A 25,910-nucleotide genomic window follows, 5' to 3' on the forward strand; every position below is an offset into this window, starting at 1 on the left:
GAGCGGTCAGCGTGGGCCCGTGTCCTGTTCGGGAGCCTTGCCCTACAGGGGTCCCTGCTCATTCACATAAGAAAGGGCCAGGCGCCCCTTGCTCCAATTGCCTCTTCTGACGGTCTCGTTTGTGGGATTCCCGGACAACACACACCGGAAGAACCGCGCTATGCCGGACGGGTGAAGCTGACTGGAAGCCCGAAGCCTTGCCCGATGAGTTTCGTTGTCTCATGCGTCCGTTGAATCCGCGGACCAACCCAGACGGAGGACTTTAAGTGAACATCGGCAAGAAGGCGATTCTCCTGACCGCAGCGGCCGGCACGCTGGTCATCGGCGGAGCGGGTGGTGCCCTGGCCTACGGCAACGGCGACCACGTTTCTCAGAGCAACAAGTGTGACACCGAGACCGGCCTCACCGCGACTGGCGGTTTCACCCTCGCTCCCACGGGCGACGTCGCCATCGGCTCCGACTGCATCAACTTCACCAACACGGGCGCGGTCTCCCAGAGCAACGACTGCGACACCAGCACCGGCGTCGACGTCACTGGAGGCGCGACCCTGGCTCCCGAGGGCGACCTCGACATCGGCAGCAACTGCGCCAACATCGCCATCGACGACCGCCCGTGAGGCGTTGACCACCCGGTGGTGTTCCGGCCGAGCCGGAACACCACCGGGGTGGCCCCTGGGGAATGCGGCCCTGGAAACTCCCCTTCCAGGGCCACTGCCACGTAAAAAGATTGACAACAGCTTTCGATTCTGTGAGCCGAACGGGTACAGGTGCCGCTGATTTCGGTCCCTCAGTCCACCGCCATCGTAGACCAGACGTTCGCTGATATCGCGAAGAACTCATATGGAGGCTCTTTATGCATATGCGTAAGAGGACGGCGCTTCTTGTAGCGAGCATGGGTGCGCTGCTCATCGGCGGTGCGGGCGGTGCCGACGCCGCCACCCCTGGCCCCGGACTCAATGACGGGGGCGCCCAGCGCAATCGCTGCGATACGAGTTCCGTCATCGGCGGTGTCCAGCTCACGGCGTCCGATACCACGACCGAGACCAACTGCCTCAACAGCGCCGAGTCAGGGGTGACGGAACAGAGCAATCGCTGCCGGACCCACTCGGTCATCGGTCCGGTCACGGTCGCCCTGGCTCCGGGCTCCACGACCACCAACCGGACCAACTGCGTCAACTACAGCAAGTCGGGTGGCGTGACGAAGCAGAGCAACGACTGCAAGACGACCTCCGTCCTCGGGCCCATCACCATCGGCCCCGGGGAGGTCACCAACGAGACCAACTGCGTCAACCTGGCCGGCACCGATGACGGAAGCAACAATAGCGGGGACGGCGCGAAGAACGGTTAGAGCAGAAAGAGCGCAAATCAAGAAAGTCGCCAGAAGTCCTGAGCTCCTGACAAGAACGCGGTCCCTGGGGTACATATACCAGGGGCCGCGTTCGCACGTCCGGGGATTTAAACCGGAAGGGCACATCCTGCGATTTTCTCCGACACCATCGAATATGTAATTCTATGGACCGCACCATACCTTTAGTGCGGCGAACGGGTGATGCTCTCCATGATCCCGGATCCTGAACTGCCGGGATTCGTTGAAAGGGGTGTCTGCGGAACATTCGCGGAGACCCTGATATGGAGGCACCAGCAAGATGCAGATCAGCAAGAAGGTAGCTCTCATGGCCGCGGCGGCCGCGGGCACAATCGTCGTCGGCGGAGCGGGTAGCGCGAATGCCCATGGCTTGTTCCCGCAGCCCAGCGGCACCAGCCAGAGCAATTCCTGTGACACCGACCTCGGCCTCACCACCACTGGCGGCCTCGACTTCGCTCCCGAGGGCGCATTCGAGCCCAACTCCGAGTGCGTCAACTTCACCAACAGCCGAGCCGTGTCCCAGAGCAACGACTGCGACACGACCACCGGCATCACCACCACGGGCGGCCCCAATATCGCCCCCACCGGTGACGTCGACCTCGGCAGCGAATGCACCAACATCGCGATCGCCGACAACGGGGTCAAGCACGTCGAGCACCACAAGGCCAAGCACAAGGACCCGCACAAGGCCAAGCACAAGGCCAAGGACCCGCACAAGGCCAAGCACAAGGCCAAGGACCCGCACAAGGCGAAGGCGAAGGCCAAGGCCAAGGCGAAGGCCAAGGCGAAGAAGGACTGCAAGCACTGACACGTCGGCCCCCGGTCGAGCCACCGGTGCCCCCGAAGCCATCGCTTCCGGGGGCACTGCGGCGCTCAGTCGGTCCGGTACGTGTTCTACCCGGAGCAGCCCGCGAGCGCCGGGACGCAGTTGTTGGGATTGTTGCCGATCACGTTCGTCGCCATCAGCGAAACCGAACCGCCGTCGGAGAAGATGCCACCGCCCTGGCCGCCATTGGCCGTATTGCCGGTGACGTTGGTACCGATGATTTGCGTGTTTCCGGCGTGACTGAAGAGCCCACCGCCATTGAGGGTGGCGATGTTTCCGGACACCACGGTGGCCTGCAAATGCAGTGCGCTGCCGAAGTTCGCGATACCGGCGCCGTTACTGCCCGCCGTATTTCCGATGATGCGTCCGCCGTTGAAGGTCATACTCCCGATGGACGTCCAGATACCGCCGCCCTCGAAATTGGTCGCGTGATTGGTCTCGAGCGTCACGGCGCTCAGGGTGGAATTCCCCCAGTTCGCGATGGCGCCGCCAGTGCTGTCGGCGGTGTTGTCGGAGAACGTGCTGCTGTTCGCGGTCAGCGAGGCCCCCGTACCGACGTGGACGCCACCGCCGTCGTTGGCGCTGTTGCCCGAGAGGTGGCTCAGGGAGAAGGTGGCCGCGGCGCCCGGGGCGACCTCGACGCCACCGCCGGTACCGCTCGCGACGCTCGTGGTGACCGCGCTCCGCTGCAAGCGCAGGGCGCCCGCGTCGAGGATCCCGGCCCCGTCCGCCGCCCTGCCGCCCGAGAGGGTCACCCCACTGACGGTGAGACTTCCGCCGGACGCGACCTCCGCGATGCGGAAGTCCGGGGCCGAGGCGCTGCGTACGATGGTCGCTCCGGTGCCGGTGATGGTCACGCCCCCGGTGATGATCGGGAGCCCGTCGGGGCCGTTGGCGCCCGTCGCCGCCACCGAGGTCAGGGTGTACACGCATCCGGGGGCGAGGGAGACGGTCCCGCCCGAGGCAGCCACCTGGCCCACCGCGGCGACCAACGCCGCCGCGTCCCCGCAGGGCACGGTGGCCAGGGACGCGTCGTCACCACCTGCCCTGGTCGCCCCTCCCTCGGCCGACGCCGGCGCGGCAGCGCCCCACGCCAAGAGCGCCAGCACCATGACGGGGAGGGTTCCGCGGATGGTAGTCACGAGTCGCACGAGGGTCTCCTAACGCAATTTCCTGGGGGAGCGAGTCCTGGGGGAGCGAGCAGGCTCAGCCTGTGCGGCCAGGAGGCGTTCGGCATCCGCTCGGGCGCCGCCCGTGTGACCGCCGATCGGCCGCGCACACGGCGGGCGAGGCCCCCGGAAAACGACGAAACCGCAGGTCAGCGATGCTGCCTGCGGTTTCCTCTGTGGGTCATCAGGGGCTCGAACCCTGAACCAATGGATTAAAAGTCCACTGCTCTGCCAATTGAGCTAATGACCCGCACCCCCGCAGCATAGCCCTGCCAGGGGTCCGCCCCGAGACAATATCGTCCCGGGTCGAAAGGCCGTGCAACCGCGGGGGGTTGCACGGCCCCGGACGGCGTCGATCAGCCGTCGCGGTTACGGCTTCGGTCAGCCGTTGCGCTTCCAGCGCGGCTTGTCGGCGCGGCGGTCGTGGGAGCGGCCGCCGGCGTTGCCACCGCGGTGGTCGTCACGGCGCGCCGGGCGGTCGTCGCGGCGGTCACGGTTGAAGGGGCGGTCCCCGCCGCGGTGGTTGTGGTCACGGCGCTCGAAGGAGCGGCCGCCCGACGGACGGTCGTCGCGACGGTCGCGGTTGAAGCCACCACGGTCGTCACGACGCTCGAACGAACGGCCACCGCGGTCGTTGTCCCGACGGTCCCGGTTGAAGCCACCACGGTCATCGCGGCGGTCCCGGCCGCCCGACGGACGGTCGTCCCGGCGGTCGCGGTTGAAGCCACCACGGTCGTCACGGCGCTCGAACGAACGGCCGCCACGGTCGTTGTCCCGACGGTCCCGGTTGAAGCCACCACGGTCATCGCGACGGTCCCGGCCACCCGACGGACGGTCGTCCCGGCGGTCGCGGTTGAAGCCACCACGGTCGTCACGGCGCTCGAACGAACGGCCGCCACGGTCGTTGTCCCGGCGGTCCCGGCGGTCGAAGTTGCCGCGCTCGTCCCGGCGCTCACCGGCCGGGGCCGCGGACTCGGTCGAGCGCTGCGCGGGTACGAACGGAACGGTGCCCTCGGCGGTCCCGGACGTCCCGTCCGCCGTCGCACCGGCCGTCTCGGCAACGGCCGCGTCGACCTGGGCGGGGGTCTCGCCGCGCTCGCGCGCCGCGCGGGCCGTCAGCCGGTCGGCCTCCTCGCGCAGCTCGCCCGCGCGCCGCTGCACCTTCTCCAGCTCCCGGGTGAGGTCCTGCACCTCGCGCTCGGCCTGCTTGGCGGCGTTCGCGGCCGCCTCCGCCTGCACCTCGGTGAGCGAGCGGGCACCGGTGATCCGGGCCACGTCCTCGTCGAAGACGCCCGCACCGCCGACGATGTGACGGGAGGCGTCGACGCCCGCGTCCTCCATCAGCCGGAAGATCTGCCGCCGCTGGTGCGGCAGGGCCAGCGACACGACGGTGCCGCTCTGGCCCGCCCGCGCCGTACGGCCGGAGCGGTGCAGGTAGTCCTTGTGGTCACCGGCCGGGTCCACGTTGAGCACCAGGTCGATGCCGTCGACGTGGATGCCGCGGGCGGCGACGTCGGTGGCGACGAGCACGTTGACGTACCCGTCCTTGAAGTCGGCCAGGGTCCGGGTGCGGGCGCCCTGCGTCATGCCGCCGTGCAGCGCGTCGGCGCGCACGCCCGCGTCGCACAGCTGCTCGGCGACGCGGTCGCAGCCCAGCTGGGTGCGGACGAAGATGATGGTGCGGCCCTTGCGCGCCGCGATGGCGGCGGTGACCGGGGCCTTGTCCTTGGGCTTCACCACGAGCACGTGGTGGGTCATCGTGGTGACCGCGCCCTGTGCCGAGTCGACCTCGTGGGTGACCGGGTCGACCAGGTAGCGCTTGACCAGGCTGTCGATCTCGTTCTCCAGCGTCGCGGAGAACAGCAGCCGCTGGCCGCCCTGCGGCACCAGGTCCAGGATCTCGGTGACCTCGGGCAGGAAGCCCATGTCGGCCATCTGGTCGGCCTCGTCGAGGACGGCGACCTGGACCTTGTCGAGGGTCGCGGCGCCGCGGTCGATGATGTCGCGCAGCCGGCCCGGGGTGGCGACCAGGATGTCCACGCCCCGCTCCAGCGCGTAGATCTGATTGCCCATCGAGGTGCCGCCGCAGACCACCTTGAGCTTGAGGCCGAGGACGTCGCCGTACGGCTGGAGCGCGTCGCTCACCTGCATCGCCAGCTCGCGGGTCGGGGTCAGGATGAGACCCCGGGGGCGCTTCTTCTCGGTGTGGCCGCCGGCCAGCGAGGTCAGCAGCGGAAGACCGAACGAGAGGGTCTTGCCGGAGCCGGTGCGGCCGCGGCCGAGGATGTCCTTCCCGGCCATGGCGTCGGGGATGGTCGCGGCCTGGATCGGGAAGGGCGTCGTGACGCCGTTCTGCGCGAGCTTGCGGACGATCTGCTCGGGGAGGCCGAGTTCGGCGAAGGTGATTTCGGGGCCCTTGGAGGTCTCGGGGGTGCTCTGCTCGGCGTCCTCGGCGTCATCCACTCCATCGGCGGAGACGTCGGCGCCGGGCTCGGCGGGGGCAGTGGTGGGCTCGGCGCGCTCGGCCTGCTGGAGCTGCTCGACCGGCTGGGGCTGGTCCCCCGGGTCGCCCTGCTCGTCGGTGGCGGGCATGACGGCGTGATCAGTGGAAACGGACATGCGAAATGCGAAACCTTCCGGAGTCTCGGCACGCGCCCAAACTCCGTGTTGTCGCAAACGACCGCCTCTATGCGGTCAGCCACGGGATGGCAAGGAACGCGCCTCACGGCGCACTTCGATGAGGCGCCGGGCAAATGGGATCAAACGATCTACCACCATACGCACCCTCACCCCCCAAGAGCAAATTCGCTCCGCCAACCGAGCATCCCTGCCCCCTGAGCCGTACATCACACCCCGGGCCGTCGCTGCGTTCGCCCGCGCTATCCCGCGGGCTCGGCGGGCGCCGAGGCGGGCGGGGACGCCGGTTCCGACGAGGTGGGCTTGGGGTCGGGCGCGCTCGGCGCCGGGCTCGTCGGACGCGGCTCCGGGGCGGCCTCGGTGGGCGCGGGCTGGCCCGGCTCCGGCGGCGGGGAGGGCACCGGGCGGTGCGCCGGGGAACCGTGCTTCCCGGCCGACGGCGAGGGCTCCGCGCCGGGCTCCGCCTTCGCGGACGCCGACGGCGAACGGCGCTCGCCGCCCTTGCGCTTGTGCCCCTTGGCGTCCCGCGGCGCCACCGTGTACGTGCGCCCCTGGCCGTCCGTACGCACCACCACGCCGCCGCCGGGTTCCGCCGCCCCACCGCCCTTGTCGGAGCCGCCGCGGTGCCGGTCCGGCTTCCCGGGGTCGTCGGAGATGCTCATGCAGCCGCCCAGGGCCAGGGCCCCGGCCACCAGGGTCACCACCACGGCACTCCGCGCCGAGACGCGGGGGCCGCGCGAGGCGCGGGGCGCGTCGGTCCGGGAGGAACGGTCGGTGCGAGGAGCGGGGGTTCCAGACATGCGTGGGACACCTCCAGGCCGCAGGGCTGTGACGCAGTGCCCAACTGGCCCCGCCCCCCTTAGGACACGCGTACGGCGTAACCCGTGCGCCGGAGGCGGGCGCGTACCCCCTTGGCCTCACCCGTAGCCGAGCGCGTGCAGCCGCTCGTCGTCGATGCCGAAGTGGTGCGCGATCTCGTGGACCACGGTCACCTCGGTCTCCTGGACCACGTCCTCGCGGGTCGCGCTCATGCGCAGCGTCGGCCCCCGGTAGATCGTGATCCGGTCGGGCAGGACGCCCGCGTACCACTCGCCGCGGTCGGTGAGCGGCGTCCCCTCGTAGAGCCCCAGCAGTTCGGGGTCGTGGGACGGCGGCTCGTCCTCCACGAACACCGCGACGTTGTCCATCAGCCGTGTCAGCTCCGGCGGGATCCGGTCCAGCGCCTCGGCCACCAGTTCCTCGAACTCCTCGCGCGTCATCTCCAGCACGTGGCCATTGTCGGACAGCCGGAGCCGGAACGGGGCGGTCCGCGCCCGGGAATGGTGGCCCGTGCGGCCGGGCATACGGGCCCCATGGCCCGCGACCCGCTCGCCCTCGCCGCCGCCACCGAGCGGCCGCGGCCGCTCTTACGCGCCGCCGGGCTGGCCGCGGTGACCGTCATCGGGGCGTGGATGGGGCTGCTGGTCGTGGGGAGCGTCCATGCCTCGGTGGGCCCGATGGACACCCGGATGGCGCTCCGGCCGTCCCTCACCGGCGGCACCGAGATCAATGTCTCGCCGCTCGGCGCCCTCGAACTCCGCAGCCATCACGCCCCGCTCCGCCTCGACGTGGACGTGGACCGGCTGGACCCCATCCGGTCCGCGGCGCTGGTCGACCACCCCGAGCGGCTGTCCGGGCTCCAGGAGGAGGTGGCGGGCGACGTCGTCCGCGGCACCCGGGACCTGGCGGTGCGCTCCTGCGCGGCCGTCGTCTTCGGCGCCACCGCGCTGGGTCTGGCCGTCTACCGCCGCCCGCGCCGGGCGCTGGCCGCGGGCGGCCTCGCGCTGGGGCTGCTGGCCGCCTCGGGCGGCGCCGCGTACGCGACCTGGAACCCGGACTCGGTGCTGGAACCGCGCTATACGGGGCTGCTGTCGAGCGCCCCGTCGGTGGTCGGCAACGCGCGCAGCATCGTCAGCGACTTCGATGTGTACCAGCGGGAGCTGGCCCGGCTGGTGACCAATGTCACGCAGCTGTACGAGGCGACCTCGACCCTGCCCGCCTACCGGCCCGACCCGACGACGATGCGGGTCCTGCACGTATCGGACATCCACCTCAACCCGGCCGCCTGGCACATCGTCCAGTCGCTGGTCCGGCAGTACAAGATCGACGTGATCATCGACACAGGCGACACGATGGACCACGGCACCGCCGCCGAGAACGGCTTCCTGGAGCCCGTCTCCGACCTCGGCGCCCCCTATGTATGGGTACGCGGCAATCACGACTCGGCGACGACGCAGCGCCATCTGTCCGGCCGCAAGGGCGTCCACGTCGTCGACGGCGGCCGGACGGTGACGGTCGAGGGCCTGCGGATCGCGGGCATCGGCGATCCGCAGTTCACCCCGGACCGCTCCGCCGCCGTGGCGGGCGACGCCGCCGAGCACCGGGCGGGCCGGGAGCTGGCCGCCGCGATCCGGGCCCGGAAGGCGGAGGGCGCGCCCGTGGACATCGCCGTCGCCCACAATCCCCTCGCCGCCCGGGAGACCGACGGCACGGTCCCGCTCGCCCTCACCGGTCATGTCCACCACCGCCGGACGGAGGTGCTGCCCGGCGGCACCCGGCTGATGACGGAGGGCTCGACGGGCGGCAGCGGGCTGCGCGCGGTGGACGACGCCGAGCCCGACACGGTGCAGGCGTCGGTCCTCTACCTGGACCGGGGCACCCGGCGGCTCCAGGCGTGGGACGAGATCGATCTGGGCGGGCTCGGACTGGCCAAGGCCGAGGTCAGCCGTCACCTCCCGGCCGAGAACCGGCCCGGCGCGACCCCGGCGCCGACCGCTCCGTAAACCGTTTTGGCGAACCTCACCGGCATCCCATATGCTTCTCGCGTCCCCGAAAGCGCCGTAAGGCGCCCAGGTGGGCCATCGGCCCTCATCGTCTAGTGGCCCAGGACGCCGCCCTTTCAAGGCGGTAGCACGGGTTCGAATCCCGTTGGGGGCACCCACAAGGTTTTGGTGCGAAGGCCGCGTCTCGCAGAGCGAGGCGCGGCCTTCGTGCTGTCCGCTGCCTTCAGTTCGGCAGGGTGAAGCCGACGCCGAACCGCGTCCGGGTGGCCCGCAGCTCGTACGGGGCGAGGACGCCCGGGCCGCAGGACGCGGTGCCGATGCCGTGGTGGGCCACGTCCAGGTCGAGGTGGAGCACCTCGCCCGGAACCAGGTCGGCCGGGTGCCGGGCGGCCTCCAGCTGCCCGGTGGTCCAGCGGCGCGCGGTGAGCGCGAAGGCGGGGCGGCCCTCGATGCGCAGCCCGCCGCCGTCCGGGCCGCGCAGTTCGGCCCAGCGGACATCGCCGCGGCTGCCGTTCTCCTGCGGGAAGACGTACGGCGTCTGGAACCCGTCCACGGTCGTCGCCCAGCGGCCGATGCGCGCCGCGCGCCGTGTGTCGGGGTACGACTCGCCGGGGCCGCCGCCGTACCACTCGATCCAGTCCAGCGGCGCCAGGATGCCCATGGCCACCCCGAGCCGCGGCAGCGGGCAGGGCCATTCGCCGTCCGGGGTGATGTCGACGGAGAGGTCGAGCCGGGTGGCGTCGCCGGTCTGTTCGCCGGTCCAGCGGTAGACGACGGAGAGGCCGAAGAAGCCCCCGGGCGGCGCCACCCGCGCCGTGACCACCAGCGACTCGCCGTCCACGGTGACGCCGTCGCAGCGGTGCCGCATCCGGTCCACGGCGTGGCGGTGCCACTGCGCCGCGACGGACGTCTCCTCGTCCGGGCCCCGGTCGTTGTCGGTGGTGGCGCGGTAGACGTTCAGCCGGGGCGGGACGGCGACGGGCAGGCCGTGGAGGGTGCGGAGGCCGCCGTCGAGGGGGTCGAAGGTGCCCGGACCGAGTGTGATGGCGCCGTCCAAGCTCGGGGAGCTGGGGGCGCGTACGGGGGTGATGCGCGCCCCGGGCGTACGCGTGGCGGCGGGCCCCCGGGCGCGCGCCTGGCCCCACGCCACCTCGTGGCCCGCGGGCGCCCAGGCGGTGCCGTCCGCCAGGACGGCCCGTACGGTCCACCACTCCTCGCCGTCCGCGTCGTCCTGCGCGACGGACCCGGCCTCCCGGACGCGCTCGGCCTCCGGCAGCGCCACCTCGGCGGACTCCCCGGGACCGAGCGGCGGCACCTCGAGCGCACCCTCGGCCACCCGGCGCCCCTCCACCTCGCGTGACCAGCCGAAGGCGAGCCCCGCCAGGTCGATCACGTCGTACTTGTTGGTGACGCGGACAGTGCGGGCGGCCGCGTCCACGCAGATCCCGACCGGCTCGACGACCTTCTTGAACTCCAGCAGCCCCGGGGACGGCGTCCGGTCGGGGAAGAGCAGGCCGTCCGCGCAGAAGTTGCCGTCGTGCAGCGGCTCGCCGAAGTCGCCGCCGTACGCGAAGTACGGCCGCCCGGCGGCGTCCCGGGCCCGCAGCCCGTGGTCGATCCACTCCCAGACGAAGCCGCCCTGGAGCCGCTCGTACGTCTCGAACAGCCGCTGGTACTCGGTGAGGCCGCCCGGTCCGTTGCCCATCGCGTGCGCGTACTCGCACTGGATGAACGGCAGGGCGCGGCGGCGGGCGTCCAGCCGGGGATCGTCCAGCGGCTTCTCGGCGCGGCGGCCGATCGCCTCGACCTCCTCGTGCGAGGCGTACATCCGGCTGTAGACGTCGGTGTGCTCGCAGGACCGGTCGCCCTCGTAGTGGATCAGCCGGTGGGGGTCGCGGTCCCGGATCCAGCGGGACATGGCGGCCAGATTGCGGCCGGTGCCGGACTCGTTGCCCAGCGACCACATGATCACGCTCGGGTGGTTCTTGTCCCGCTCGACCATCCGGGCGGCCCGGTCGATCAGGGCCTCCTCCCAGGCCGGGTCGTCGGCGGGGTTGCCGCGCCAGTCGTCGTACGTGAAGCCGTGGGTCTCCAGATCGGCCTCGTCGATCACCCACAGCCCGAACTCGTCGCACAGGTCGAGGAAGGCGGGGTCCGGCGGGTAGTGGCTGGTGCGGACGGCGTTGATGTTGTGCCGCTTCATCAGCAGCACGTCCTCGCGCATCGTGGCGTATGGGACGGCGCGGCCGTGGTCGGGGTGGAACTCGTGGCGGTTGACGCCGCGCAGCAGCAGCGGCCGCCCGTTGACCGTGATCACCCCGTCCTCGACGGCGACGGTACGGAAGCCCAGGCGCAGCGGGACGCGCTCGCCGTCGATCGCGAGCTGCGCCTCGTACAGCCGGGGCACCTCGGCGGACCAGGGCTGGACGCCGGGGACGGTCACGGTCTCGCCCGTGGCGAGGGTCAGGCCCAGCTCGGGGACGGTGACGCGGCCTCCCGGATCGGCGTCAACGCGCAGGGTGCCGTGGCCGGTGCGGTGGTCGTACCCGGCGTGCACGAAGACATCCCGGACGGCGCCCTCGGGCCGGTGGAGGAGCGTCACCCCGCGGAAGATCCCGGCCAGCCACCACATGTCCTGGTCCTCGACGTAGCTGCCGGAGGACCACTGGTGCACGCGTACGGACAGCACATTGCCGCGGCGCAGCAGATGGGGGCCGGTGTCGAACTCGTGCGGCAGCCGGCTGCCCTTGGCCGTGCCCAGCTCCCGGCCGTTGAGGCGGACCCGGTAGCAGGACTCCACGCCGTCGAAGCGCAGCAGGGTGCGGCCGCCGGCCCCCTCGTCCGGCCCGGGCCAGTCGTCGGGGAGGTCGAAGACGAGGCGGTGGTCGCCGGTGGGGTTCTCGGTGGGGACGCGGGGCGGATCGACCGGGAAGGGGTAGCGGATGTTGGTGTACTGCGGGGCGCCGTGGCCGTGCAGGGCCCAGTGGGAGGGGACGGGGAGCTTCTCCCAGCCGTCCCCTTCCGCCTGCTCTGCCGCCTCCGCGTGGGCCGCGGTGGGGAAGAGCCGGAAGTCCCAGTCGCCATTGAGGGAGAGGGTCCGCGCGTCGGAGCGGAAGGCGGCGCGGGGGGCGAGCGCTCCGGTGCCGGGCGAGAGGTCCTCGTAGTACGTGATCTTGGCGGGATTTGAGCGTCGGCGGGGTCCGATGACTGACCTCCGGAGCAGGCTGTCGCTTAAGACGGCGAGAGGGGCCGCACGCCCGGTGGAGTGCCCGGGCGCGTGTTGATCATTGTCGGGAAGCCGCCCGACGGACGGAGAGATGCCCTGTTCAGACAGGGATATGGAGGTGATGGTTCCGGCTTAGCAAACAACACGGCACAGAGCGAAACAAGTATTGACAGCCACCCCGGACCGCTCTAACGTCCCGCCATCTGGTTCGTAAACATAACCAGTGTTCATCTATGCGAACGGGCGGTGGCCATGTTCAGACACTCAGCCACAACGAGACGACTGGCACCTCTGGCATGCGCGGCACTCGCCGGTTCCCTCGTCGCCGGATGCGGCGCGAGCACCAGCGGCAACGGCGGTGGCGACGCCAAGGGCCCGCTGGAGGTGTGGACCCGCAGCGACACCGTGGACGCGAAGGCCTACAAGAGGATATTCGCCGCCTTCACCAAGAAAACCGGCATCAAGGTCGATTACAAGCCCGTCGTCGACTTCGACAAGCTCCTCCAGCAGCGCGCGGCCTCCAAGAACCTGCCCGACGTCACCGTCAACGACATGGGAAGCCTGGGGAACTACCAGTCCCAGGGGCTGCTCCAGCCCGTCGACAAGAAGGCGATCAAGGGCACCTCCGACATCACCGGCACCGCCTGGTCCGGCGCGGTCGGCACCGACGGCAAGATCTACGGCATTCCGTTCTCCCGCCAGGCCCAGGGGATGTTCGTCCGCAAGGACTGGCTGAAGAAGGTCGGGATGAAGGCCCCGAAGACCTGGGCCGAGCTGCTGGACGTCGCCAAGGCGTTCACCGACAAGGACCCGGACGGCAACGGCAAGAACGACACGTACGGCCTCCTCGTCCCCGGCTCCACCAACAACGGCTACCTGGCCTGGTTCGCCTCCAACTTCATCTGGCAGGGCGGCGGCGACATCGTCGCCTCGCGCGGCGGCGGCAAGTACGAGGCGGTCGCCGACTCCCCCGCGAACGTCAAGACGGTCACCTGGCTCAAGGGCCTGTACTGCTCCAGCAAGGTCACCCAGCCCGGCTCGCTCACGATGACCACCGGCGACTCGTACCCCTTCTTCACCCAGGGCAAGGTCGGCATCTCCCTCACCGGCCCCTATGAGTTCCCGCTGTTCGACAAGACCCCCGGCAAGGACAAGCTCGAGGTCATCCCCGCACCCAAGGGCCCGGACGGCAACACCGTGCTGGCCGAGGGCGAGAACGTCTATCTGATGGCGGGCTCGAAGAAGTCCGAGCAGCAGCGCAAGCTCGCCGAGTTCATGATCAGCCCCGAGGCGCAGAAGCTCGGCATGACCGCCCCCGACGCCCCCGTCGTGCGGCTGTCGGTCAACACCAAGGTGGACACCGGCAAGGTCTACAACGACCCGCGGTGGAAGATCTTCTCGGACGCGTACGCGAACGACTCCAAGCCCTTCCCGTCCGCGATCAACTACCAGCCCATCCGCCAGGACACCGCCGAGTCGCTGAACAAGCTCTTCGCCAACTGCGGCTCCAGCGTCAAGAGCGGACTGGGCGAGCTGAACTCCACCCTTCAGCAGGAGCTGAAGTCCCAGGGAGTGGCCAAGTGACCCAGCCCCTGGGCCACTCGGGGATCTCGACGGCCGTCTCCACAACGGCGGCCACCGAGCCGCGGCCCGGCGGGCGACGCCGGGCCGCCGCCCCGCCCGCCGGGGTGGTGAAGCGGCGCCCGCGCGGCGGCCGCCGCTTCACCGCCTCGTCGTGGGTCCCGTGGCTGTTCGTGGCCCCCGCCCTGCTCCTCTTCGTCGTCTTCAAGTACCTGCCCATGGCCAAGGGCGTCGAGCTGAGCTTCTACGACGTGCGGCCGTTCCTCGGCAACCTGTGGGTGGGCCTCGCCAACTACCGGTCGGTCTTCGGCGATCCGCAGTTCCAGGCCGCGCTGGGCCACACCGTGGTGCTGGCGGTCGGCGGAACCATCGGCTCCGTCATCGTCGGCTTCTTCCTGGCGCTGCTCCTCGAAGGCCCGGCGCGCTCCCTGTGGTTCATGCGCTCCGCCGTCTTCCTGCCGGTCGTCACCGCCACGGCCGTCGTCGGCGAGATCTGGCGGCTGCTCTATTACCCGACCAGCGCCGGGTTCCTCAACACCGTCCTCGGCTTCCTCGGCATCGGCCCGCTGCACTACCTCGACCACACCAGCTCCGCCCTGTGGTCCGTCATGGCGGTCGCCATCTGGACCGGCGGCCCCTACAACATGGTGATCGTCCTCGCCGGGCTCACCCAGGTCGACCGCGGGCTGTACGAGGCGGCCGCGCTCGACGGCGCGAACACCTGGCAGCGGCTGCGCCACATCACCCTGCCCGCGCTGCGCCCCGTCGTCACGATCCTGCTCACCCTCGCCGCCATCCGCGGCTTCCGCACCTTCACCGAGGTCTACGTCCTCACCGGAGGCGGACCCGCCGGATCCACCGACGTCTGGATGACCCGGATCTACCAGCTCGGATTCACCCGCAACGAGATCGGCGTCGCCTCCGCCGCCGCCACGCTGCTGTTCCTGGTCACGGTGTGCCTGACGGTCGCGATGCAGTGGTACCAGCGACGGAAGGAGGCCCGGCCGTGACCCTCTCCCTTTCGTCCCCGCGGCGTCGTCGTCCCGGCGTCGGCGTCTCGCAGAGCGTCGAGACCGCGCTCGGCTGGCGCACCGGCCGCAGCCACCTGCTGAGCATGGCCCTCCGGGCCCTGCTGTGCCTGCTCGCGCTCGCCGTCTTCGCCGGACCGCTGATCGTGCTGTTCTCCGGCGCGTTCGACAACAACCCCGACCCGACGAAGCTGTCCGTGATCCCCAATTCCCCGACCCTGGAGAACTTCAAGGTCGCGGGCGAACGGGACGTCTGGCACTACCTCGCCAACTCGCTGATCGTCGCGGGCGGCGCGCTGCTGCTCCAGGTCAGCGTCAGCGTCTTCGCCGCGTACGCCCTGGCCCGTAAGCGGTTCCGGGGGCGGGCCATCCTGTCGCTGCTCTTCCTGACGACGATGATGCTGCCCGAGGAAGTCATCGCGATCCCGCTCTCGCTCGTCCTCGGCGACCTTCCGGTCGTCCATCTGAGTCTCAAGGGCACCCTGCTCGGCATGATCCTGCCGCTCGGCGCCTGGGGGTTCTCGATCTTCGTGATGACCGAGTTCATGAAGGAGCTGCCCACGGAGCTGGAAGAGGCCGCCAAGATCGACGGCGCCGGGGAGTGGCGCATCTTCGCCCAGGTCGTGCTGCCGCTGTGCCGCCCGGCGCTCGGCGTGATCACCGTCTTCGGCTTCATCATGATCTGGGACCAGTACCTGCTGCCGCTGATCGTCGCCAACGACCCGTCGGACTACACCCTGTCCGTCGCCCTCTCCACGATGCGCAGCGACACGATCGGGCCGGGGCTGGTGCTGGCCGGTTCGCTGCTCGCGCTCATCCCGAGCCTGATCGTCTATCTGCTGCTCCAGCGGTCGCTGATCCGCGGCATGACGGCCGGAGCGCTGAAGGGCTGAAGGGCTGACGGCTGCTGACTGACGGAATCCGTCAACGCGCTGACAGTTATCGCTATTTGTCAGCCGTCATCCGCTATCCGTCAGCCGTCATCTGCCATCCGTCAGCCGTCATCCGCAATCCGCTATCCGTCTTCCGCCACCCCCACTGCTGAGGTCCCGCATGAGACTCACCGGAGTGCTCTTCTTCCCCGTCACGCCCTTCGCCGCGGACGGCACCGTCGACGAGAAGACCCTCGCCACCCACATCGAGCAGGGCGTCGCCGCCGGTCCTGGCGGGGTGTTCGTCGCCTGCGGCACCGGTGAGTTCCACAGCCTGGAGCCCGGCGAGTACGAACGCGTCGTCCGCATCGCCGTCGAGGTCACCGGCGGCCGCGTCCCCGTCTACGCGGGCGCGGGCGGGCCGGTCGCGCTGGCCGACCGGTTCGCGCGCGCCGCCGAGCGGGCCGGTGCGGACGGGCTGCTGCTCCTCCCCCCGTACCTGGTCACCTTCCCGCCCGAGGGCCTGGTCCGCTACGTCGAACAGGTCACCGCCGCCACCCGGCTGCCCCTGATCGTCTACCAGCGCGGCAACGCCGTCTTCACCCCGGAGACCGCCGCCCGCATCGCCGCCCTCCCCGGCGTGACCGGCTTCAAGGACGGCACCGGCGACCTCGACCTGATGCAGCGCATCGTGCTCACCGTGCGCTCCACGGTCGGCGAGGACTTCCAGTTCTTCAACGGCATGCCCACCGCCGAGATGACCGTGCCCGCCTACCGGGCCGTCGGCGTGGACCTCTACTCCTCCGCGGTGTTCTGCTTCGCCCCCGAGGTCTCCCTCGCCTTCCACCGGGCGGTCGGCTCCGGCGACACCGCGACGGCGGAACGGCTGCTGGCCGAGTTCTTCCAGCCCCTGGTCGCCCTGCGGGACACGGTCCCCGGCTACGCCATCTCGCTGATCAAGGCGGCGGTGCGGCTGCGTGGGCTGGACGTCGGCGGGGTACGACCGCCGCTGGTGGACCCGAGCGACGACCACCTCGCCGAACTTCAAAAGATCATCGACTCCGGACTGGGACAGGTGTGACCACACGTATGCGCATCAAGGACCTGGTGATCACCCCGATCGCCTTCCGCGACCCGCCCCTGCTCAACGCGGACGGCGTCCACGAGCCATGGGCGCTGCGCAGCATCGTGCAGCTGGTGACGGAGGACGGGGTGACAGGTCTCGGCGAGACGTTCGGCGACACCCTCCACCTGGAACGGCTCGCGGCGCTGCGTCCCCATCTGACCGGCCTGAGCGTGTACGCGCTGGGCGAGCTGTACGAGAAGGCCGCGACCCTCTTCGACCACGCGGGCGGCGGGATCTCCTCCTTCGACCTCGGCCGGGTGCACGCCGCCGTCGAGGTCGCCTGCCTCGACGTCCAGGGCAAGCTGGCGGACCGCCCGGTGAGCGATCTGCTCGGCGGTGCGGTCCGGGACTCCGTCCCGTACAGCGCGTACCTCTTCTACAAGTGGGCCGGGCACCCGGACGCCGAACCCGACGAGTGGGGCGCGGCGCTCGACCCCGAGGGCGTCGTGGCGCAGGCCCGCCGCATGATCGACCTCTATGGCTTCGGCTCGATCAAGCTCAAGGGCGGCGTCTTCCCGCCCGACCAGGAGATCGCCGCCATCCACGCCCTCCGCGAGGCGTTCCCCGACCACCCGCTGCGGCTCGACCCGAACACCGCCTGGACGCACGAGACCTCCCTCGAAGTCGCCCGGGCCCTGGACGGCGTCCTCGAATACCTGGAGGACCCGACCGGCGGCATCCCCGGCATGGCGCGGGTCGCCGCCGAGTCGCCGCTCCCGCTGGCCACCAACATGTGCGTGGTCGCCTTCGACCACATCCCCCCGGCCGTCGCGCAGGGCGCGGTGCAGGTCGTCCTCGGCGACCACCACTACTGGGGCGGGCTCACCCGCACCCGCCACCTGGGCACCCTCTGCGACACCTTCGGCCTCGGCATGTCCATGCACTCCAACTCCCACCTGGGCATCAGCCTCGCCGCCATGACCCACCTCGCCGCCGCGACCCCCAACCTGAGGTACGCCTGCGACACCCACTACCCGTGGAGCGCCCAGGACGACGTGGTGCGCCCGGGCGCGCTGACCTTCGTGGACGGCACGATCCCGGTCCCCACCGGCCCGGGCCTCGGCGTCGAACTGGACGAGGACGTCCTCGCCCGGCTGCACGAGAACTACCTGACCTGCGGGCTGCGCAAGCGCGACGACACGGGGTACATGCGGCGGGTGAACCCGGACTTCAAGGCGGGCCTTCCCCGGTGGTGACGGCGATCGCGTATCTGTACCCCTGGGACGTGGTCGGCGACCCGGCCGCCGCCGAGCGGATCGCGGCCCTCGGGGTGGACGCGGTGGCCCTGGCCGCCGCGTACCACTCCGTACGGGCCGCTACCCCGTTCCACCCCGAGCACCGGGTGGTCGACGCGCACCACGCCGCGCTGTACCTGCCGGTGCGGGACGCGGCATGGTCCGGGTCCCGGCTGACCCCGGGCACCCCTGGCTGGATGCCCCGCCCCGACTCCTTCCTGGCGGCCCGCGACGCCCTGCGCGCCGTGGGCCTTCCGGTCCACGCCTGGACGGTCCTCACCCACAACACCCGCCTCGGCCGCGCCCACCCCGACCTCGCCGTACGCAACGCCTTCGGCGACCCGTACCCGTACGCCCTGTGCCCCGCGTCCGCCGAGGTCAGGGCGTACTGCACCACGCTGGTGCGGGAGGTCCTGGCGCTGGGCGCGCCGGACGGCCTGGTCCTGGAGGCGTGCGGCCCCCTCGGGCTGGGGCACGGCGGCCACCACGAGAAGACGGACGGCGCGGACTGGGACGCCTCCGCGGACCGGCTCCTGTCGTGGTGCTTCTGCGGTGCCTGCGTGGCGCGCTACGAGGCGGCGGGCCTGGACCCGTCGAGCCTCCGCCACCAGGTAAGACAGGACGTGGACGGGGCCACCCCACTACCCCCCGCCCTGATGTCTGCGGTTCGTACGATCCGCACCACCCTGACCGCTGACCTGCGCCGAGAGGTGCTGGCGGCCGCCTCCGGCCTCATCACCCTGCACGCGAGCGCGGACCCCTGGGCCACGGGCCCCTTCGCGACGATCGCCGACGCCGCCGCCCCACCGCCCGTGGACACCCTGGTCGCCTCCGCCTGGACCAGCGCCGACCAGGGCGCCGCCAACCTCACCGCCCTCCGCCCCCTGGCCGCCCCGACCACCCGCCTCGCCGCCTACGTCCCGGCCCTCCCGCCCCGCCCGGCGGACCCTTCAGTCCTGGCCGCCGAGTGGTCGGCCTGCCTGGCGGCCGGCGCGGACGAGCTGCACCTCTACCACGCGGGCCTCGCCTCCCCGGCCCGCCTGACCGCCCTCCGCACGGCTCTCGACGCGGTCAGGACACGGCCTGAGGTCTGATACGCTGATCCAGCGACATCGACGCGGCGGAAAGCCAAAACTTCCGCCAAGAAGATCGCAGGTAGTGCGACCCCCCGACGGAAACCCGTTAGGCCCGCACGCCGCCTTGTGCGAGACTCGTGCTCGCACACACGCAAGGTCCTGTGGAGCAGTTTGGAGTGCTCGCCACCCTGTCAAGGTGGAGGCCGCGGGTTCAAATCCCGTCAGGACCGCTGCGGCTGGGTAGCTCAGTTGGTACGAGCGTCCGCCTGAAAAGCGGAAGGTCGCCGGTTCGACCCCGGCCCCAGCCACCGCCGAGAAAGCCCCCGACGAGACCACTCGCCGGGGGCTTCTTCGTTGCCGGTGACGCCTACATCAGGCCGACCCCTGCTTGTGGGACTGGTTCGTGGCGGCAATTCCGGCCCATGGATCGCGCTGTTCCGCGAAGCTGGACACATGCGCAGGGCAGGCAAAGATCGTCGCCCCGCCGACGCTGCCCCCGTGGCCCATCGCCACCGGGATCGGCTCGTCGGTCGGCAACTGGCAGCGGTAGCAGAGCTGTCGCCCACCCGCGGCAGGGCCCAGGATGTCGGTGACCGCCTGCGCCAAGGCCTTATGCAGCCGTAGGGCGTCGGTCAGGCACCGATCATGGGCGAGAGGAACCCGCCAGTAGGTGCGGTGACCGGTGGTCCAGTGCACGGGAGGCACGCCCAGCAGGGTGGTTTCGTCGGCCAGCGCGGTGAGGACGCGGACCTGGCGCAGATGCCAGCTCCTGGCGCTTCCGGTCTCGATCAGCCAGTACACGGTGCCGTATCCGTCGTCCTGAATGACGGCACCGGACGCCTCGCCGAGCACCTCTAGGGCGCGGTTTCCGATGTCGGCGGTCGCGCGCACGGCATCCCACCAGCGGCCCACCGGTAACGCCTCCACGTCGGCATCGTTCGGCGGGGTCCACGACAAGGATCTGGTCGTCACGTCGATCTCTCCTGCGGTCTGCGCGGAGCGGCGCCGACCCGTGCCCTTGCGGGCATAGGGCCGACGGCGCCATCGTGCGGATCACGCTAGGTGTGTGCGCGATCACAGCCCAGTGGCGCAGTGCACCAGAAGCTGGGGCAGTGTGGAGTGGCTAGGACGCCGCGTCCCAGTCAGAGCGCGGGCTCAACTCCTAGGCGGGCGGCCAATCCGCGGAGCCGGGTGTTGCGCCGCCTCTCCTCCTCGCGCATCTCCAGCACAGTGGCCCGCGCGAGAGCCTGATACCGGATCCACTCGGGCTGATCGGCCTCGACCTCAAGCAGCGTCTCCAGCGCTCCCTCGTCGTCGCCGGTCTGATACTGCGCTTGGGCCACGTCCAGCCGATGAGCCGCCAGATGCACCGGCCGCTTGATCAACTCGTGACGCACCTCGCCCGACGCCTCCAGCGCCTTCGCCGGATCCGGTTCGTTTCCAGCAAGGGCAATGTTCACGATCTGCGTCTTCACGTCGACCGGGGAGAACGCCGTCCCGTACACGCGCACCGAGCCGGACCGTACAGCCGCAGCCTCAGCAAAGTTGAGGAACTGATCGGCGTCGTCCTTACGATCCCGCCGCGCGGCGGGCGTGGCCGCGGCCACGAGCAGATTCCCGTACACCGCGTACTGCGCGCTCGTGCCGCCCCGCATCGGCGGTTCCAGGGCGTCCGCCTTCCGCTCGGCGACCGACTGCGCCTCTTCCCACCGGCCCTGCCGCAACAGCACCCACGACAGCGTGGACACGCCCATGCCCTCCATGAGCGGATCGGACGCCCGCTGCGCCGCGTCCAGTTGCTTGGCCACCGCCTCGAACGCCCAGTCGGGGTGCCCAGCTTGCGCGGCCAGGCCGGCCGCGAGCTGATAGGCGAGCGCAAGCTGCTTCCAGACCTGTTCCACGAGCGAACCGGTCGCCTCCCGGGCAACCACGCGCCCATCGCGAAGGACGAACGGCAACGAGCCGGCGAGCTTGCTGTATCCGCCCTTCCAGTAGAGCGTCGTGGCCGCGCGGACCTGGTCCATCCACGCCTCCGCGGAGGGCGGATCCTCATCGAGGCCGTCAGCGGGGACACCGGGCAGCGCGCTGATGTCCTGGATCGCGTCGCGAAGGGCGATCAGGCCACCGTCGTCGGGAAGTTCCGTGGTCACGGTGGGCTGCCCCAGGAGCCGGTCCAGCTCAGTGTCGAGCGCCCTCGCCAAGGCCCGGAGCGTGGACAGGCGCGCCGACTGCCGGATGTTCTGCTCCAGCTTCCGGATGGTGTCGACGTGCACCCCGGACCGCTCCGCCAGCCCTTCTTGCGTGACATCGCGATACCGACGGAGTTCGCCGAGGCGGTCGCCAATGGTCTTGTCACTCATGGTGCGCACCCCCACCAGACGGTCTTTCAGTCACGGTACGCCTGGCGGGCGGGCTCGAGCGGTGCCGCACACGAAAGAGCACCCTGCCGGGATCGAGATGTGCGCAGGAGAGGGTGCAGTGCCAACCGCGTCGGCGGAGACGACCTCGGCTCGCAGGCGCATGGCAGCGGCCACGGTCAGAACGATGCCTCCGGCGGGGGATCGGTCGCCACCGGGATGGAGGGGGCGCCGTTCCCGGCTGCGGGTCCGGGCGGCGCCCTACCAGTAAGAAGAGGGCTGTCATCCGCAGCGATCCCTGAGGCAGGGCACCAGGCTGCCCAACTCACCCGCGTGCACCGGTGCTCAGAAGCCTGGACTCACCCAGTGGGCCATGACTCCGGTGCGTCCGTCGCCACCGCTGCTGATGCCAGCGACGGCGGCGGCGGGCCCTTCGCGGTGCGCGTAGAGTGCCACTTCGTCTTGAGCGGCGAAGGTGTGCAGGAGCGTCTGCCCGGCGGTGGACTGGAAGCCGAAATACTCGGACGATCGAATGCCGGACACTGCTTCACTGCCAGGAATGATGACACTGTTGTTGTACAGCGCTGTGCGGATCAGCAATACCGCGCCGTTCGAGGGCAGAGAGAAGTTTCCGTGGGCGTGGTAGGCGATCTCCCATACCCCCGCGTAGGGAATGGTGAGCGTCGGGACCTCGGAAATCTGCTCCCAGGCGCCGTCGGCGCCGGAGAGGCTGTGGCTGAAGGAGAGTGGACCAGTCTGGACCCAGGAGCCGCTCTGCTGGGGGGCTGCGGCGTTTGAGGTGGTCATACCGGTCAAGCTAGCTCTGGCAGCAGCAGCCGCGAAGGAGAGTGATCATCTTAATGGCCGTAAATTCACGTTTACGTAAGAACCGGCCAACCCGGATCGGCGGGGTGAAGCCGAAGACATGACGCGAACTTCGCTCGCTCGTGTGAGTAACTGGCAGGTATCGCCTTGACATATGCACCATCGGCGAGCGGAGTTGCCCGGAGGCAGAACAGCGAAAAAGGCCCTGACGGGTACACCGTCGGGGCCTTTTGCATCTATAGGTGCTACGGGGCGGTCAGACGTCGGCGCAGATGGCGAAGACGCTGATGCCCACGTTGTCGGTGGCGGTCTGGCGGCCCAGGCCGATCCAGCCGGTTCCGTCGTCGGTGGGGAAGCTGCCGAGGAGGATCGCGGTGTCGCCGCGGGCCTCGGCGCCGCCGCCGAGGGCCTTCTTGCCGTGGGGGCAGTAGACCGTGCGCCGCTGGAAGTTGGGGACGTTCTCGTTGGGCAGGGTGACCAGCTCGTAGCCGGGCACCCCCTCGCCGGGGCGGGGGTCTCCCTGGGAAACGGACTCCTGGTCGCCGCTGCCGTCCGCCGCCCAGGCGGCGCCTGGCGTCAGGGCCATGGCCAATGCTCCGGCAGCGATGACGAGCCTTCCACGCATGCGGGTCTTCCTTTCGTCACGGGTCCCTGGACGGGACCGGCACCGTGAGAAGCGTGACCAGGCATAGAGGGGAATAAGGCGTAAAAGTATGCAAATCCTACGTACGGGGGAAGCGTGAGAGGGCGTACGGGTGCTTTGGGGTGGAACCGGGTCGCCCCCGGTCCGGCGTCGTACGGTTCATGGACGATGGCATCCGGGTTCGCGTGGCCTCCGTCGGGGAGGCGGAAGCCATGGCGGACATTCACACCAGGGCTCGCTCCGCCTATTACCTGGCGGGGGGAGCGGTTGAAGAGGTGTCCGACGATGCGGGGGTCTGTACGGAGCGCGAGGCCGCTTGGGGCCGGGCGATCGCCTCGGCCGGGCTGACTGCCCTGTGCGTCGAGGTTCGGGGCGGGGGGATGGTGGGCGTCTTGGCGATGGGGGCGCCGAAGGACGCGGACGTCGACGCGTCGGTATATCGGCAGCTGTTCCAGATTCATGTCCATCCCGACTTCTGGGGGCGTGGGGTGGGCGGAGCCTTGCATGAGGCGTTTGCCGGGCGGCTGGTGGCGGGCGGGTTCACCGGCGGGGTTCTGGAGGCGTGGGAGGGCAATCCGCGGGCGCGGGGGTTCTACGCCAGGCGCGGCTGGCGGGAGGACGGTGATCGGCGGCCCGGGCCGCGGGACGTCGACTACGTACGGATGAGGCTGCGCGTCGGCTGACGGAAAAGGGCAACCTGGTGGTGGCTGCCGGGCGTCCCTGGGGGCGTGGTCGGTGCTCATTCGCTTGTTCAGCAGTTGCTGCGCTTCGCCCGGTTGCAGACGCGCAGCTGCGCGTTCGCCGTGGCGCTGCTCTCCGGGGTCGCGGCGTCCGCGGTGGTGCCGCGGTTGCCGGTGGCTCGGTATGACCTGCTGCTGGTCTACGGGCTGCTGCTCACGGTGGTGTTCCGGTGGTGTGGCTGGGAGACCGGGCGGGATGTGGCGATCATCGCGGTGTGCCATGTGATCGGGCTGGCCTTCGAGCTGGTGAAGGTCTCGCTCGGGTCGTGGAGCTATCCGGAGCCCGCGGTGTTCAAGTTCGCCGGGGTGCCGCTGTACGGCGGGTTTCTGTACGCGGCGCTGGGGAGTTATGTGTGCCGTGCGTGGCGGCTGCACGACCTGGAGCTGGTGCGTTACCGGCCGTGGCCCACGGCGGTGGTGGCCGCGGGCGTCTATGTGAACTTCTTCAGCCACCACTGGCTGCCCGATGTCCGCTGGGTCCTCGCCGTGCTGCTCGTGGCGGTCACCGCCGGTACATCGGTGCGGTTCACGGTGGGGAGCGTGCGCTACCGCATGCCGCTGGCGCTGTCGTTCGCGCTGATCGGCTTCTTCCTGTGGCTGGCCGAAAACATCGCCACGTACGTGGGGGCCTGGCGCTACCCGAATCAGATGCACGGCTGGCAGCCGGTCGCGGTGGAGAAGTTCGGGGCCTGGGCGCTGCTGGTCAGCGTCACTGTGGTGCTGGTGGCCGCCGTACAGCGGCCCAGAGCAGTGCGATGATGCGACACATGTTCGTACAGTTTCTCGCCGCCGCCGGTGTGCTCGCCGTCCTGACCGTGGTTCCCGGGCCGGACATGGCCGTGGTGACGAAGCGAGCCGTCTCGTGCGGCTGGCGGGACGGCTTGCGGACGGCCGCCGGGATCACCACCGGGCTGCTGGTGTGGGGTGTGCTCACGCTGGTCGGGCTGGCGGCCGTGCTGGCCGCGTCCGCCGTGGCGTACACGGTGGTGAAGCTGGCTGGGGCCGCGTATCTGATCGTGCTCGGGGTTCAGTCGTTGTTGCGGAGTCGGCGGGGCCGTGCCGATGCCTCGACGGCGGGCGCGGTCGCTCCGGCGGGACACCCCTGGCGTACGGGGCTGGTCAGCAATGTCTTCAATCCCAAGATCGCCGTCTTCTATACGGGGCTGCTGCCGACCCTCGCCCCGGCCGGGCTCTCTCCCCACCTGGGGATGGCGATCCTGGTGCTGCTGCATGCGTCGATCACCGCCGTCTATCTCGCCGGCTACGTGATGCTGCTGGCCAAGGCCCGCGGCTTCTTCGAACGGCCCGCCGTGCAGCGCACCTTGGACCGGGTGACCGGTGTCGTCCTGATCGGGTTCGGGGTCAAGGTGGCCGCGACGCGGCACTGACGGGCACGCGCCCGGAGTTACCGGGGGGAACTCCTGTTTCAAACGGAGCCGCTGGCACAGAATCGGAAGCCGCGGGCCGTCAGAGGGAGAAGTGGAATGTCACGGGGATGGAAGATCGCGCTCATCGTGCTGGTGGCAGGGGTCGTCGGCTGGTTCCTGTGGCCCTGGTTCCTCTACTCCTGGGCGCGCAGGGAGTGAGGTTCCCGCCGCAGCGCAGCGACAAGGTCGCCACGACGCGGACCTGAGCCATCCCAGTCAGCGGAACGCCTTCGTTCCCGCCGGGGAAGCCGCGGCGAACAATCACCGCCCAAAGCCGAGCCGCAACATTGGAGAGTCGGCATGGCAGATGAAAAGGGCGCCCCGCGCGAAGTACGCAAGGCAGCGATCGCAAGCCTGTTCGGCAGTGCATTGGAGTGGTACGACTTCTTCCTTTACGGCACGGCCGCCGCGCTCGTGTTCAACACCTTGTTCTTCCCCACCTTCGACCCGCTCGTGGGAACGATCGCCGCCTTCGGCACCAACGCGGTCGGCTTCCTCGCCCGGCCGCTCGGCGGGATCGTCTTCGGGCACTTCGGTGACCGGCTCGGCCGTAAGTCGATGCTGGTCATCACCCTGGTGATCATGGGCGTCGCGACGTTCCTGATCGGCCTGCTGCCCACCTACAGCACCATCGGGGTGTGGGCACCGGTGCTGCTGGTGGTCTTGCGGGTCGTGCAGGGCATCGCGGTCGGCGGCGAATGGGGCGGGGGCGTGCTGATCGTCAGCGAACACGCGCCGAGCCACCGCCGCGGCTTCTACTCGGCCTGGAGCCAGAGCGGTATCGGCCTCGGGTTCGTCCTCTCGGCCTCCGTCTTCGCGCTGGCCCAGGGGGTGACCAGCAACGAGTCGTTCCTCGCCTGGGGCTGGCGGATTCCGTTCATGGTCGGCATCCTGCTCACCGCCGCCGGGCTGCTGATCCGGCTGCGGATCATGGAGACCCCCGCGTTCCAACAG

Annotated in this window: 23 protein-coding genes and 4 tRNA genes; 17 read left to right on the forward strand and 10 right to left on the reverse strand. The window is 70.2% G+C overall.

From position 1 onward, the window contains the following. Positions 1–266: 266 nt before the first annotated feature. The 3 genes from SSOG_RS20565 (at position 267) to SSOG_RS20575 (ending at position 2,174) form a co-directional block, all read left to right on the forward strand. Positions 267–617: a hypothetical protein gene (locus tag SSOG_RS20565; protein WP_009716176.1), complete on the forward strand. Its 351-nt coding sequence runs from the start codon at positions 267–269 to the stop codon at positions 615–617. Positions 618–853: 236 nt separating this feature from the next. Then, a complete protein-coding gene (locus SSOG_RS20570) occupies positions 854–1,348 on the forward strand; it encodes a hypothetical protein (RefSeq protein ID WP_009716177.1) in 495 nt (164 codons plus the stop codon). Between the two features lie 298 nt (positions 1,349–1,646). Then, positions 1,647–2,174: a hypothetical protein gene (locus SSOG_RS20575; RefSeq protein WP_009716178.1), complete on the forward strand. Its 528-nt coding sequence runs from the start codon at positions 1,647–1,649 to the stop codon at positions 2,172–2,174. An 86-nt stretch (positions 2,175–2,260) separates the two neighbouring features. Here the strand turns inward: SSOG_RS20575 and SSOG_RS20580 are convergent, their stop codons facing one another. The 5 genes from SSOG_RS20580 to SSOG_RS20600 form a co-directional block, all read right to left on the reverse strand. Further along, positions 2,261–3,049: a right-handed parallel beta-helix repeat-containing protein gene (locus SSOG_RS20580; protein WP_167542498.1), complete on the reverse strand. Its 789-nt coding sequence runs from the start codon at positions 3,047–3,049 to the stop codon at positions 2,261–2,263. 489 nt (positions 3,050–3,538) lie between these two features. After that, positions 3,539–3,611, reverse strand: a tRNA-Lys gene (locus SSOG_RS20585). A gap of 131 nt (positions 3,612–3,742) precedes the next feature. Further along, complete coding sequence (locus SSOG_RS20590) at positions 3,743–5,980, reverse strand: DEAD/DEAH box helicase (protein ID WP_039938191.1); 2,238 nt, start codon at positions 5,978–5,980, stop codon at positions 3,743–3,745. A gap of 260 nt (positions 5,981–6,240) precedes the next feature. Beyond that, a complete protein-coding gene (locus SSOG_RS20595; protein WP_009716181.1) occupies positions 6,241–6,798 on the reverse strand; it encodes a hypothetical protein in 558 nt (185 codons plus the stop codon). A 117-nt stretch (positions 6,799–6,915) separates the two neighbouring features. Continuing rightward, positions 6,916–7,266 (reverse strand): metallopeptidase family protein, encoded by a 351-nt coding sequence (locus SSOG_RS20600; RefSeq protein WP_184503447.1) that lies wholly within the window; start codon positions 7,264–7,266, stop codon positions 6,916–6,918. 84 nt (positions 7,267–7,350) lie between these two features. Between SSOG_RS20600 and SSOG_RS20605 the strand changes: the two genes are divergently transcribed. Together SSOG_RS20605 and SSOG_RS20610 are read left to right on the forward strand one after the other, a co-directional pair. Further along, on the forward strand, positions 7,351–8,820 hold the full coding sequence (locus tag SSOG_RS20605) for a metallophosphoesterase family protein (RefSeq protein ID WP_039941430.1): 1,470 nt from the start codon (positions 7,351–7,353) through the stop codon (positions 8,818–8,820). Between the two features lie 81 nt (positions 8,821–8,901). Further along, positions 8,902–8,974, forward strand: a tRNA-Glu gene (locus SSOG_RS20610). Positions 8,975–9,043: 69 nt separating this feature from the next. Here SSOG_RS20610 and SSOG_RS20615 read toward each other — a convergent pair. Beyond that, the gene (locus SSOG_RS20615; protein WP_009716184.1) at positions 9,044–12,043 is read right to left on the reverse strand and encodes a glycoside hydrolase family 2 TIM barrel-domain containing protein; all 3,000 of its coding nucleotides are present in this window, start codon (positions 12,041–12,043) and stop codon (positions 9,044–9,046) included. A 255-nt stretch (positions 12,044–12,298) separates the two neighbouring features. Here SSOG_RS20615 and SSOG_RS20620 point away from each other — a divergent pair, with 255 nt between their 5' ends. From SSOG_RS20620 to SSOG_RS20655, 8 genes are all read left to right on the forward strand, one after another. Next, positions 12,299–13,630 (forward strand): ABC transporter substrate-binding protein, encoded by a 1,332-nt coding sequence (locus SSOG_RS20620; protein WP_039941432.1) that lies wholly within the window; start codon positions 12,299–12,301, stop codon positions 13,628–13,630. Continuing rightward, a complete protein-coding gene (locus SSOG_RS20625; protein WP_342634313.1) occupies positions 13,627–14,637 on the forward strand; it encodes a carbohydrate ABC transporter permease in 1,011 nt (336 codons plus the stop codon). Before SSOG_RS20620 ends, SSOG_RS20625 begins: the two co-directional genes overlap by 4 nt. Then, positions 14,634–15,548, forward strand: a complete 915-nt coding sequence (locus tag SSOG_RS20630) for a carbohydrate ABC transporter permease (RefSeq protein ID WP_009716187.1) — start codon at positions 14,634–14,636, stop codon at positions 15,546–15,548. The genes SSOG_RS20625 and SSOG_RS20630 overlap by 4 nt, the downstream gene beginning before the upstream one ends. A gap of 160 nt (positions 15,549–15,708) precedes the next feature. After that, the gene (locus SSOG_RS20635) at positions 15,709–16,608 is read left to right on the forward strand and encodes a 5-dehydro-4-deoxyglucarate dehydratase (protein WP_039938194.1); all 900 of its coding nucleotides are present in this window, start codon (positions 15,709–15,711) and stop codon (positions 16,606–16,608) included. An 8-nt stretch (positions 16,609–16,616) separates the two neighbouring features. After that, complete coding sequence (locus tag SSOG_RS20640; protein ID WP_039938195.1) at positions 16,617–17,849, forward strand: glucarate dehydratase family protein; 1,233 nt, start codon at positions 16,617–16,619, stop codon at positions 17,847–17,849. After that, the gene (locus SSOG_RS20645) at positions 17,843–18,982 is read left to right on the forward strand and encodes a hypothetical protein (protein WP_039938196.1); all 1,140 of its coding nucleotides are present in this window, start codon (positions 17,843–17,845) and stop codon (positions 18,980–18,982) included. Before SSOG_RS20640 ends, SSOG_RS20645 begins: the two co-directional genes overlap by 7 nt. Positions 18,983–19,119: 137 nt before the next feature. Then, positions 19,120–19,194: transfer RNA gene (locus SSOG_RS20650), tRNA-Asp, on the forward strand. 4 nt (positions 19,195–19,198) lie between these two features. Then, positions 19,199–19,272, forward strand: a tRNA-Phe gene (locus tag SSOG_RS20655). 64 nt (positions 19,273–19,336) lie between these two features. On the opposite strand, the gene SSOG_RS20660 is transcribed toward SSOG_RS20655, so the two are convergent. The 4 genes from SSOG_RS20660 to SSOG_RS20675 all read right to left on the reverse strand — a co-directional run bounded on the left by SSOG_RS20660 (position 19,337) and on the right by SSOG_RS20675 (position 22,771). Further along, positions 19,337–19,936, reverse strand: a complete 600-nt coding sequence (locus SSOG_RS20660) for a hypothetical protein (RefSeq protein WP_009716191.1) — start codon at positions 19,934–19,936, stop codon at positions 19,337–19,339. Positions 19,937–20,106: 170 nt separating this feature from the next. Continuing rightward, complete coding sequence (locus tag SSOG_RS20665) at positions 20,107–21,324, reverse strand: helix-turn-helix domain-containing protein (RefSeq protein WP_009716192.1); 1,218 nt, start codon at positions 21,322–21,324, stop codon at positions 20,107–20,109. A gap of 342 nt (positions 21,325–21,666) precedes the next feature. Then, positions 21,667–22,128 (reverse strand): hypothetical protein, encoded by a 462-nt coding sequence (locus SSOG_RS20670; RefSeq protein ID WP_039938198.1) that lies wholly within the window; start codon positions 22,126–22,128, stop codon positions 21,667–21,669. Positions 22,129–22,402: 274 nt separating this feature from the next. Continuing rightward, on the reverse strand, positions 22,403–22,771 hold the full coding sequence (locus tag SSOG_RS20675) for a hypothetical protein (protein ID WP_009716193.1): 369 nt from the start codon (positions 22,769–22,771) through the stop codon (positions 22,403–22,405). Between the two features lie 179 nt (positions 22,772–22,950). Between SSOG_RS20675 and SSOG_RS20680 the strand changes: the two genes are divergently transcribed. The 4 genes from SSOG_RS20680 to SSOG_RS20695 form a co-directional block, all read left to right on the forward strand. Beyond that, positions 22,951–23,472, forward strand: a complete 522-nt coding sequence (locus SSOG_RS20680; RefSeq protein WP_009716194.1) for a GNAT family N-acetyltransferase — start codon at positions 22,951–22,953, stop codon at positions 23,470–23,472. 45 nt (positions 23,473–23,517) lie between these two features. Then, positions 23,518–24,288, forward strand: a complete 771-nt coding sequence (locus SSOG_RS20685) for a DUF817 domain-containing protein (RefSeq protein ID WP_039938199.1) — start codon at positions 23,518–23,520, stop codon at positions 24,286–24,288. A gap of 8 nt (positions 24,289–24,296) precedes the next feature. After that, positions 24,297–24,917, forward strand: coding sequence for a LysE family translocator (locus tag SSOG_RS20690; RefSeq protein ID WP_009716196.1), 621 nt, complete (start codon positions 24,297–24,299; stop codon positions 24,915–24,917). A gap of 339 nt (positions 24,918–25,256) precedes the next feature. After that, positions 25,257–25,910 (forward strand): MFS transporter (locus tag SSOG_RS20695; protein ID WP_039938201.1); only part of this gene is annotated, 654 nt, incomplete at its 3' end.

The organism is Streptomyces himastatinicus ATCC 53653 (genome assembly GCF_000158915.1).
GTDB lineage: Bacteria > Actinomycetota > Actinomycetes > Streptomycetales > Streptomycetaceae > Streptomyces > Streptomyces himastatinicus.

Coding starts and splice junctions, on each gene's coding strand:
- SSOG_RS20570 (WP_009716177.1), top strand. CDS start 854: ATGCATATGCGTAAGAGGACGGCGCTTCTTGTAGCGAGCATGGGTGCG.
- SSOG_RS20575 (WP_009716178.1), top strand. CDS start 1,647: ATGCAGATCAGCAAGAAGGTAGCTCTCATGGCCGCGGCGGCCGCGGGC.
- SSOG_RS20590 (WP_039938191.1), bottom strand. CDS start 5,980: ATGTCCGTTTCCACTGATCACGCCGTCATGCCCGCCACCGACGAGCAG.
- SSOG_RS20595 (WP_009716181.1), bottom strand. CDS start 6,798: ATGTCTGGAACCCCCGCTCCTCGCACCGACCGTTCCTCCCGGACCGAC.
- SSOG_RS20605 (WP_039941430.1), top strand. CDS start 7,351: ATGGCCCGCGACCCGCTCGCCCTCGCCGCCGCCACCGAGCGGCCGCGG.
- SSOG_RS20620 (WP_039941432.1), top strand. CDS start 12,299: ATGTTCAGACACTCAGCCACAACGAGACGACTGGCACCTCTGGCATGC.
- SSOG_RS20635 (WP_039938194.1), top strand. CDS start 15,709: ATGAGACTCACCGGAGTGCTCTTCTTCCCCGTCACGCCCTTCGCCGCG.
- SSOG_RS20640 (WP_039938195.1), top strand. CDS start 16,617: ATGCGCATCAAGGACCTGGTGATCACCCCGATCGCCTTCCGCGACCCG.
- SSOG_RS20665 (WP_009716192.1), bottom strand. CDS start 21,324: ATGAGTGACAAGACCATTGGCGACCGCCTCGGCGAACTCCGTCGGTAT.
- SSOG_RS20670 (WP_039938198.1), bottom strand. CDS start 22,128: ATGACCACCTCAAACGCCGCAGCCCCCCAGCAGAGCGGCTCCTGGGTC.
- SSOG_RS20675 (WP_009716193.1), bottom strand. CDS start 22,771: ATGCGTGGAAGGCTCGTCATCGCTGCCGGAGCATTGGCCATGGCCCTG.
- SSOG_RS20680 (WP_009716194.1), top strand. CDS start 22,951: ATGGACGATGGCATCCGGGTTCGCGTGGCCTCCGTCGGGGAGGCGGAA.
- SSOG_RS20690 (WP_009716196.1), top strand. CDS start 24,297: ATGTTCGTACAGTTTCTCGCCGCCGCCGGTGTGCTCGCCGTCCTGACC.